At 52.4% G+C, this 9,999-nt stretch carries 5 protein-coding genes and 1 pseudogene; 3 read left to right on the top strand and 3 right to left on the bottom strand.

Annotated elements, in window-relative coordinates:
• Positions 1–291 precede the first annotated feature (291 nt).
• A pseudogene (locus BUB86_RS17180) lies at positions 292–387 on the top strand (DNA-binding protein); the annotation flags it as partial.
• Positions 388–449: 62 nt separating this feature from the next.
• On the opposite strand, the gene BUB86_RS06840 reads toward BUB86_RS17180, so the two are convergent.
• Positions 450–1,331 carry an SPFH domain-containing protein gene (locus BUB86_RS06840; RefSeq protein ID WP_254795113.1) on the bottom strand — a complete coding sequence of 294 codons (882 nt, stop codon included), beginning with the start codon at positions 1,329–1,331 and terminating at the stop codon, positions 450–452.
• A 129-nt stretch (positions 1,332–1,460) separates the two neighbouring features.
• Between BUB86_RS06840 and BUB86_RS06835 the strand changes: the two genes are divergently transcribed.
• Both BUB86_RS06835 and BUB86_RS06830 read left to right on the top strand, forming a co-directional pair.
• Positions 1,461–4,451, top strand: coding sequence for a PEP/pyruvate-binding domain-containing protein (locus tag BUB86_RS06835; RefSeq protein ID WP_073207359.1), 2,991 nt, complete (start codon positions 1,461–1,463; stop codon positions 4,449–4,451).
• A 44-nt stretch (positions 4,452–4,495) separates the two neighbouring features.
• Positions 4,496–7,012: a glycoside hydrolase family 9 protein gene (locus tag BUB86_RS06830; protein WP_073207356.1), complete on the top strand. Its 2,517-nt coding sequence runs from the start codon at positions 4,496–4,498 to the stop codon at positions 7,010–7,012.
• 82 nt (positions 7,013–7,094) lie between these two features.
• On the opposite strand, the gene BUB86_RS06825 is transcribed toward BUB86_RS06830, so the two are convergent.
• Positions 7,095–8,090, bottom strand: coding sequence for a family 43 glycosylhydrolase (locus BUB86_RS06825; RefSeq protein WP_254795112.1), 996 nt, complete (start codon positions 8,088–8,090; stop codon positions 7,095–7,097).
• 58 nt (positions 8,091–8,148) lie between these two features.
• Positions 8,149–9,996, bottom strand: a complete 1,848-nt coding sequence (locus BUB86_RS06820; RefSeq protein ID WP_073207351.1) for a RagB/SusD family nutrient uptake outer membrane protein — start codon at positions 9,994–9,996, stop codon at positions 8,149–8,151.
• Positions 9,997–9,999 lie beyond the last annotated feature (3 nt).

The raw sequence follows: 9,999 nt of genomic DNA, 5'->3' as shown, positions 1-9,999 counted from the left end.
GGGTAAAATTATCTCTATAAAATATATATTATATATAATATATATTTTATAGCTACTTTTTAGAGTTCAGAAAGCTTAATGACCTTAATGACAATGACAATGATGACAATGAATAGGGATAAAAATTTCTCACAATTAATTAGAAAAGTATTCGCAAACCGCAATCAATTTATAGTACCTTTGCATCGTAAAAAACGCTCCCGCGTGTGCGCGTAAAAACTCTCACGTGCGGCGGTAAACATTGAACGTTGAACGTTGAACATTGAACATTGAACATTGAACATTGAACGTGTGATGCAGGCATGCTGGGATGCAGCCGGCGAGGTAATCAAGGCGTGGGCCACTGAGGGCCACTCGGTAGCGCTGCCAGGATTGGCAACAAAAAAAAGGCGCTACTCATCATGAGCAGCGTCTTTTTGTTGTTTCTTACTTCTTGGTGATGGAGGGGATTATTTCTTAGCACCACTGTTGCTGATGACTTTCGAGATGTCCATCATCATGCCGCCTCCACCAGTCATGATCTGAGGCATCTTGCCGTCCCACTTCTCGATCATATCCTCCTGCACAATCATGGGCGAGAGGCTGGCGGCGATGGTACGGTTGTAATATGCCTCGGCATCGGCCTTAATCTTCATGGCACGGGCATTACCCTCGGCCTTGGCTACGGCAATCTTAGCGTTGGCCTCAGCCTCCTTTACCTCGTTCTCGGCCTTCAGGGCACTCTGTATGGCGGTGTTCTTGGCATCGATCATAGAGAGCAGCGACGATGGCGGGGTGATCTTCGAGGTAAACTCCTCTACCAGGAAGCCCTCGCTCATGAGCGACTTCTCTAATCGGGCACGCACATCGCGCTCAAAGTTGGCACGGTTCGACATCAGCGAATCCGAGGTGTACTGGTTGGCACAGGTACGATAGGCCTCGTAGATACAGGTGCGGATGTAGCCCTCCTCCAGGTCTTTCACACCTACACGATACTTGGTAAAGATGTCGCAGGCCTTGTCGGGGTTGATACGATAGGCAATCGTCGGGTCCATCTCGAAGAGCGAAGCATCCTTGGCATTCACCGAGAACGTCTCGTACTGCTTACGCTGGGTGAAGGTGGGATAGGTAAACACATTGGTGGTGATGGGGTTGTAGAACACCCAACCCTTACAGGTTCCCTCTACGCCACCGTAGTCCTGCTCGTTGAGCGACCACTTGTGGAAACGGATACCTACCTCACCCGAGTCGACCACGGTGCAACAGGTGGCAAACAGGATGAAAATCAATGCGATAGCACCACCGGCATACGCCAGGGCGCGATAATAAGGCTTAACTGCTGTTGTATTCATATTCTTTTTCATTTTGTGAAATTATGATTGATATCGGGTGCAAAAATACAAAATTTCCTTGAAAGCGTATCGCTTTTGGTAAATAAAATTTGGTTTTTCGCTCGTTTATTCGTAACTTTGCCCACGAATATGGAAGCAGTAACCAAGATACCACAAGAGTGGAACAAATTCTACCTGAAGGACGTGTCGTTTGTTAATCTGATGACACGCCGCATCTTCAACGTGCTGATAGTGGCCAATCCCTACGATGCATTCATGCTGGAGGACGATGGCCGTGTAGACGAGAAAATCTTCGACGAATATATGGAGCTGGGTATGCGCTACCCACCCACGTTTACACAGGTATCGACTACCGAAGAGGCAAACAAAGTACTGCATACCACCGACATCGACCTGGTGATATGTATGCCAGGTAATGCCGATAACGACGCCTTTACCGTGGCCCGCGAAATCAAGGCCGAACACCCCAACATACCCTGCGTGGTGCTCACCCCGTTCTCGCATGGTATCACCAAGCGTATTCAAGACGAGGACATGTCGGTGTTCGACTACGTGTTCTGCTGGCTGGGCAACACCAACCTCATCATGAGCATCATCAAGCTGATTGAGGACAAGATGAACATTGAGCACGACATCAAGGAGGCCGGCGTGCAGATGATACTGCTGGTAGAGGATAACATACGCTTCTACTCGAGCGTGCTGCCTAACCTATATAATTATATACTGGCTCAGAGTAAGCGATTCAGTACCGAGGCACTGAACCCGCACGCTGCAGCCCAGCGCAAGCGAGGCCGCCCCAAGGTAGTGCTGGCCACCACCTACGAGGAGGCCATGGAGCTGTTTGAGAAGTATCACGAGAACACACTGGGTGTGATCAGTGATACCCGATTCCCGATGAAGACGCACGAGGGCCGGTTGAGCCACGTGGAAGAGGGCGACCCCGAGGCAGGACTGAAGCTGCTGAAGGAGATTCGCCGACGCGACGAGTACATACCCCTGATTCTGGATTCGTCGGAGATAGCCAACAAGGCGAAGGCCGAGGCCGAGGGATTCCACTTTGTAGACAAGAACTCGACCAAGATGAACGTAGACCTGCACCACCTGCTGGAGGAGCACATGGGCTTTGGCGACTTCATCTTCCGCGACCCGAAGACCAAGGAAGAGGTGGCCCGCGTTACATCGCTGAAAGAACTGCAAGACAACATCTTCAAGATTCCCCGCGAATCGATGCTATACCACGTAAGCCGCAACCACATGAGCCGCTGGCTCTGCGCCCGCGCCATCTTCCCTGTTTCGGCATTCCTGAAACACGTTACCTGGCACAAGCTGCAGGATGTGGATGCCCACCGACAGATTATCTTCGACGCCATCGTACAGTACCGCCGCATGAAGAACATCGGTGTGGTAGCCGTGTTCGACCGACTGAAGTTTGACCGCTACGCCCACTTTGCCCGTATCGGCGAAGGTTCGCTGGGAGGCAAAGGTCGTGGTCTGGCATTCCTGGATCAGGTCATCAAGCGCCACCCCGAACTGAACCAGTTTGAGCAGGCACAAGTGTCGATACCCAAGACGGTGGTGCTGTGTACCGACTTCTTCGACGAGTTTATGGAGAAGAACAACCTGTGGAGCATAGCCCTGAGCGATGCCAGCGACGACGAGATACTGCAGCACTTTATGAGGGCCCAGCTGCCCGACTCGCTGATAGCCGACTTCTTTACTTTCTTCGAGGCGGTGAAGAGTCCTATTGCCGTGCGATCAAGCTCGCTGCTGGAAGACAGCCACTACCAGCCCTTTGCAGGTATCTATTCTACATATATGATACCTTATCTAAGCGATAAGTACGAAATGCTGCGCATGCTGGCCTGCGCCATCAAGGGTGTGTACGCATCGGTTTACTACAAGGATTCGAAAGCCTACATGCTGGCCACACAGAACGTGATTGACCAGGAGAAGATGGCGGTGATACTGCAGGAGGTAGTGGGTAAGCAGTATGGCGACCTGTACTACCCCAACTTCAGCGGTGTGCTGCGCTCGCTGAACTACTACCCCATCGGCGACGAGACTGCCGAAGAGGGAATAGCCTCGCTGGCAGTAGGTCTGGGCAAATACATCGTTGACGGTGGACAGACACTGCGCGTATCGCCCTACCACCCCAAGCAGGTGCTGCAGACATCGGAGATGGAGACAGCCCTGAGCGAGACGCAGACCCGATTCTATGCGCTCGACATGGCCCACGTAGGCGACGACTTCAAGGTGGACGACGGATTCAACATAAAAAAGGTACGCGTAAAGCAGGCCGCCGAAGACGGTGCACTCACCTATCTGGCATCGACCTACGACCCCACAGACAACATCATCCGCGACGGCATCTACGAGGGCGGCCGCAAGGTGATATCGTTCTGCGGGGTGCTGCAGCACGACGTGTTCCCCCTGCCCGAGCTGCTACAGATGTCGCAGAAGCTGGGTGCCGAAGAGATGAAGCGCCCTGTGGAGATTGAGTTTGCCTGCAATCTTAACGACGACCGCACGGGTGAGTTCTACCTGCTGCAGATACGTCCGATAGTGGATGCCAAGCAGGTGCTCGACGAGGACCTGCAGCAGATACCCGACAGCGATTGTCTGCTTCGCTCAAACAACTCGCTGGGACACGGCATATCAGAAGATGTGGTAGACGTGGTCTACGTGAAGACCGACGACGACTTTACTGCCGTAAACAACCCCACCATCGCCAACGAGATAGAAGAGATAAACCGCAAGTTCCTGCAGGAAGACAAGAACTACGTGCTGATAGGTCCTGGACGCTGGGGCTCGAGCGACTACTGGCTGGGCATCCCCGTGAAATGGCCGCATATCTCGGCAGCCCGCGTCATCGTTGAGGTGGGACTGAAGAACTATCGTGTTGACCCATCGCAGGGCACACACTTCTTCCAGAACCTCACATCGTTCGGTGTGGGCTACTTCACCATCAACACCTTTACCGGCGACGGCGTGTTCCAGAAAGAGGTGCTCGACCAGATGCCAGCTGTAGAGGAAACACAGTACGTGCGCCACGTGCGATTCGACAAACCGCTGAAAATCATGATGGACGGCAAGAAACAATCAGGAGTAGTGCTGCTGTAAACAGAAAAAACATCAAATTTATCAATAACATAAACTACAACAACATGAGAACAAGAACTTTATTAGCAGTATTGCTAATGGCGGGCACTACGTATGCCCAACAGTTTAAACTGAACAGTGACGGGTACTTCACATCGGGTGGTGTAGACGTGATGGCATTCAGCGACTTCTATCCCGAAGGGCACCAAGGAGGCGTGAGCGTGCTGATGAACGGGCACCGCGTGGCTACCAATGGCGACATACGCATGGAGGCCACACCCGGACAGTGGCAGCCTGTGCCCAAGCAACTGAGTCGCGAGGTGAAAGACGGCAGCATCGTTACCACACTGTGCTACCCCGACTCATCGCGCCATCTGACAGGATTCAACCCCATGGTGTATCCCGAGTATCAGGTTACCTACAAGGTACGTGTAGAGACTCAAGGTAGCGGCATACTTGTTACTGTGGACCTTGACCGCCCCGTGCCCGACTATCTGCTGGGCAAGGTGGGATTCAATCTGGAGTTCTTCCCCGGCGAGCTGTTTGGCAAGCCCTGGATGATGGACAACAAGACGGGGATCTATCCGCAGCAGCCCAACACACCGCTGATGAAGACCGAGCCCAATCAGAACCACAATGGCAACTATCACCCGGCAAAAGCACCGCTGGCCAACATGAAGCAGCTTAACGGCAAAGGCTACAGCCCCATGATAGCCGACGACATCATAGCCGAGCCTTACGCTGTGGGTCGCAAGTTCACATCGCGCCCCGACGACGCATTGAGCCGTCTGACAGTGGAATCGCTGACCGGCGATCTGAAGCTGTACGACGGACGCATGAACCACAACAACGGATGGTTTGTGCTGCGCAGCGAAATAGCCAAAGACGCCACCAAGGGTGCCGTGCGCTGGCTTATCACCCCAACGGTTGTGGCCAACTGGCGCTACCCTGCCGTAGTACAGACATCGCAGATAGGCTACCACCCCGCACAGCCCAAGCGCGCCATCATTGAGACCGACGCCAGAGAACAGACGGTGAAAGAGGCCAAACTACTGCTGATTGACGCCAACGGCGAGCGCGTGGTAAAAACCATCACACCAAACCGATGGGGAAAATTCCTGCGCTACGAGTATCTTACTGCCGACTTTACCGACGTGACTGAGCCCGGACTCTATCAGGTGTGCTACGGCGACAGCAAGTCGTCGGTATTCCGCATTGCCAACGATGTGTACGACCGCGGCGTGTGGCAGCCTGTCATAGAATACTTCCTGCCTGTACAAATGTGCCACATGAGGGTATCGGAGAAATACCGCATCTGGCACGATGCCTGCCACATGGACGACGCACTGATGGCACCCGTGGGCAACCACATAGACGGATACGACCAGAAGCCCGGTTTGTCTAAGTTCCAGGCTCTGCAGCCCGTGCCTGGCGTAAACGTAGGCGGATGGCACGATGCCGGCGATTTCGACCTGCGCATAGAATCACAAGCTGGCGAGGCTTACATCCTAGCCCTGGCCTATGAGGCTTTCCACCCGGAGATTGACGTAACCGCCATCGACCAGAACAAGCACCGCGTAGAGATACACGAACCCGACGGACGCAACGACCTGCTGCAGCAGGTGGAGAACGGCGCCCTGACAGTGGTAAGAACCTATCAGGCGCTGGGCCGACTCTATCGCGGCATCATCTGCAACACAGTGCGCCAGTATGCCATGCTAGGCGATGCTGCTGCCATGACCGACGGCATCAGCGGCAACGAGGATGACCGTTGGATATTCACCGAAGACAATCCCATGCGCGCCTTATCAACAGTAGCACAGCTAGCTGGTGCATCGAGAGTGCTGAAGGGATTCAACGACGAGCTGAGTAAGGAATGTCTTGACATAGCTATCGACGTGTACAGCCAGACCAATGTAACAGGCTGGATGGAGGCCGTGAAACTGCAGGCTGCAGTAGAGCTGTACCTAACCACAGGCGAGAAGCAGTATCTGGACTTTGTGCTGGGCCATCAGGAGTTTATCCTGCGAGGCATTGGCCGCACAGGCTGGTACTCAGCCCGACTGGTACAGAAGATAGCCAAGAGCAAGGACAAGAAGATACGTAAGTTTGTAGCCGACTTCCGCACCGCGCTGGCAGGCTACAAGGAGAGTCTCGACAAGCAATCGGAAGCCACACCTTACGGCGTGCCCTACCGCCCAAACATCTGGGGTGCAGGATGGGACATTCAGCGATTCGGATTTGAGTACTACTTCCTGGCATCGGCCTACCCCGACATCTTCCCTGCATCAACCGTTTACGATGCACTGAACTTTATTCTGGGATGCCACCCAGGCAGCAACAGCGCCTCGTTTGCATCGGGCGTTGGAGCCAAATCGGCTACCGTGGCCTACGGACTGAACCGCGCCGACTGGTCGTACATCCCCGGCGGTGTGGTATCGGGAACGGCACTTATCCGCCCCGACTTCCCCGAGCTGTTGGAGTTCCCATTCCTGTGGCAGCAAACAGAATACGTACTGGGCGGTGGTTCATCGCACTACATGTTCCTAGTGCTAGCCGCCCAGCAGTTACTTAAAAAATAACAATCTGGAATACAAAAAAGGCCCACCAACTTCTCCAAAAGAAGCGGTGGGCCCAACTATTATCAACTAATATCTATATGAATTATTTCGCATTAAAATACGGGCGGTTACTTTCTACCGAAGACTGAGTTCCGGAAACCAGTGGCCAGCCGTCGTACCACTCCACACGATCCATCATAACCTGACGACCTGCATCGGGATCGCTACGCATGTAGCCGTGATAAATCATCCAGTCCTGACCTTTATCATCTGTGATGAACTCGGCATTATGTCCAGGACCTGCCACATTGCTTCCGCCATGCAGCAGAACATCGAAGGCGCCATCGAGCATACGCTTACCATCTTTGGTTACATAAGGACCAAACAGATTCTGAGAGCGACCATATATAACCTGATAGGTACTATTATTACCCTCGCAGCACGAACCATTTGAACCAAACAGATAGTAGTAACCATCGCGACGATGGATGTAGGTAGCCTCCATCTGGTTACCGGCTATCTGAACAGGCTTTGAGCCTGGTTTGATAGTCAGTCCGTCAGAACTGAGTTCTATACCATAGATACCATGGAACGACCCCCAGAACACGTACTTCTTACCGCCATCCTCGATGAAGAAAGGATCGATGCTGTTCTGCACACCTATCTCCTGACTGATAAACAATGCACCATGATCGGTATATGGGCCCTGTGGCTTATCGGCCGAGGCTACGCCCAGACCACAAGTCCACTCCCCACCCCACGTTGACTTGGAGTAATAGAGCATATACTTACCATCTACATAATTAATATCAGGAGCCCAAATACCACCTTGAGGGTTCCAGCGAGGACGACTCTCATCATTGAAAGCTGTACCCACGTACTGCCACTTAATCAAATCGGTAGAACGGTAGATGGGCAGGTTGCGGATATCCTCAGTAGCAAAGAGATAGAACACGCCATCGGCCGTCTTGACGATAGAGGGATCGGGCAAGGATGTAGAAATAATCGGGTTGCGATATTTCTGTACTACAGGTGGTGTAGGAGGAATCTCATGAGACTGCCCACCGTCGGATGACGGTGAGCAACTCATAACAGGCATTAAGCCAACAATTATACTAACTATATAAAACATGTATTTCGTTTTATTTACTAACATATTACCAACCAGGATTTTGTGTAAGATTAGGATTACGCTCCAACTCGCCCTGAGGCACAGCAAACAGCTTTACGTGCTCGCCAATGTAGTTGTTGGTGTAGCGCTTGGTGCCCCAGATTTCGGTCATACCATTAGCACCGTTCAGCTGTGCAGGATCGCTAACTACAGCACGGTTTGTACCCAGTTTACGATCGAGCCAAGTGTCCCAGCGCAGCTGCTTCCAGTAGAGCTGACCCTCGCCACAGAGCTCCCAGCCATACTCATTGCGGATACGTTCACGCATGTTGTCCTGACCTGTCACACGAGTGTACTCATTGCTGTTAAGAAGAGCCAGACCTGGAATACGGGCACGAACCATATTGATATACTTCACAGCCTCGTCGGTCTTTCCCTGCTCGTTAAGAGCCTCAGCCAGCGAGATGAGTGCACCTGCATAGCGGAAGATTGGGGTATCGATATCGCTGTTCAGACCGTTCTTGGTCTCACGTCCCTCTGGCACGAACTTGCGCCACAGGTAGTAGAAGCGGTCGTTTGTATCGGTACGCAGATCGTAAGGAGCAGCATTGTCGGAACCGATGTAAGGCCAACGCAGGGTGTAGTCCCAACAATCGGCAGTTGAACCGCCTTTATAGGTAGAGTAAGGAGTGATGAAGTTCATCAGCATACGTGGGTCGCGATTCTGGTAAACCTTCAGGATACGTGCCTCGTTACCATCCTTATCATACTGACTCATATCAGCACCATAGGTCACCATCTGCTGGTAGCCATTCTTCAGCTTATCGCTGGCAGCATTAGGATCGAGACCATCGCGCAGGAAGTAAACCGAACGTGCCTTAGGATCCATTGATGAGTAGCCTGGGAACACCTCGTCCATATTGAAAGGTTTACCGTCGGCATACTCGTAGCTATCAACAAAGTATGGGTTTGGAATCAGGTTGTTCCAGCAGCCGAAACCATCGGCAGTGTAGGTATTACGGTTACCATGTGTACGGCCCAACAGCGAACCCATACCCTCATCGTCGGTATACTGATACTGGAAGATGTACTCATCGTTACGCTCATTAGCTGCCTTGAACATATTCTTGTAATCAGGGAACAGCTCAAAGCCCATCGTGGTGATAGCCATGAAATCAGATGCAGCCTTGTCCCAATCCTTGAGCCACATGTAAACCTGACCACGCAGATAGTAAGCACAAGCCTTGGTTACGCGACCATAGTTCTTATCAGAAGTAGCATACTTGTTAGGCAGACTTGGCTCGGCAATAGCATCAGAACAGTCTTTCAATATCTGCTGCCAAACCTCATCGGCAGTGTTACGTGGTTTGGTATCCTCGCCATACTCTACAGGCTCTGTGTAGATGGGCACTCCACGCCACAGCACGTTGGCACGATAGTAAGCCCAGGCACGCAGGAACTTACACTCTGCGATATCGCGGGCACGCTCGCTAGCCGACATTGCCTCACACTTATCGAGGTTGCAGATAACGTTGCTGGTGCGATAGATCTCCTCGTAGAGACGCTTCCACCAGTCATTGAATCCCCAGTAGCCGGCATTGCAACGACCACGGGCCCAGTCATAGCCTCCCCAGTTGGCATCCAGATCGCATACATCGGTAGCGGCATCAAAGTTCTGCCAGTCGGGGCACTCACCCTGCTGCTCCCAGTAGAAGCGCTCGTAAGCACCATTAACTACGGCATCGGCCATGTTGTAGGTTGTCCAAACCAAGTCGGTTCCTACACGGTCGGATGGTTGAGTATCAAGGAAGTCGGCATTACAAGCCGTCAGTGCGACACTCGTTGCAGCAATCATCAAGCTGCGACATGTTTTATATAAGATTTTCTTTTCCATATT

The organism is Xylanibacter ruminicola (genome assembly GCF_900142525.1).
Taxonomy (GTDB): domain Bacteria; phylum Bacteroidota; class Bacteroidia; order Bacteroidales; family Bacteroidaceae; genus Prevotella; species Prevotella ruminicola_A.
This window is presented reverse-complemented; position numbering and strand designations above follow the sequence as displayed.

Bases quoted from the DNA above. Each gene is read 5' to 3' on its own strand.
- BUB86_RS06840 (WP_254795113.1), bottom strand. From the start codon at position 1,331: ATGAATACAACAGCAGTTAAGCCTTATTATCGCGCCCTGGCGTATGCC.
- BUB86_RS06835 (WP_073207359.1), top strand. From the start codon at position 1,461: ATGGAAGCAGTAACCAAGATACCACAAGAGTGGAACAAATTCTACCTG.
- BUB86_RS06830 (WP_073207356.1), top strand. From the start codon at position 4,496: ATGAGAACAAGAACTTTATTAGCAGTATTGCTAATGGCGGGCACTACG.
- BUB86_RS06825 (WP_254795112.1), bottom strand. From the start codon at position 8,090: ATGCCTGTTATGAGTTGCTCACCGTCATCCGACGGTGGGCAGTCTCAT.
- BUB86_RS06820 (WP_073207351.1), bottom strand. From the start codon at position 9,996: ATGGAAAAGAAAATCTTATATAAAACATGTCGCAGCTTGATGATTGCT.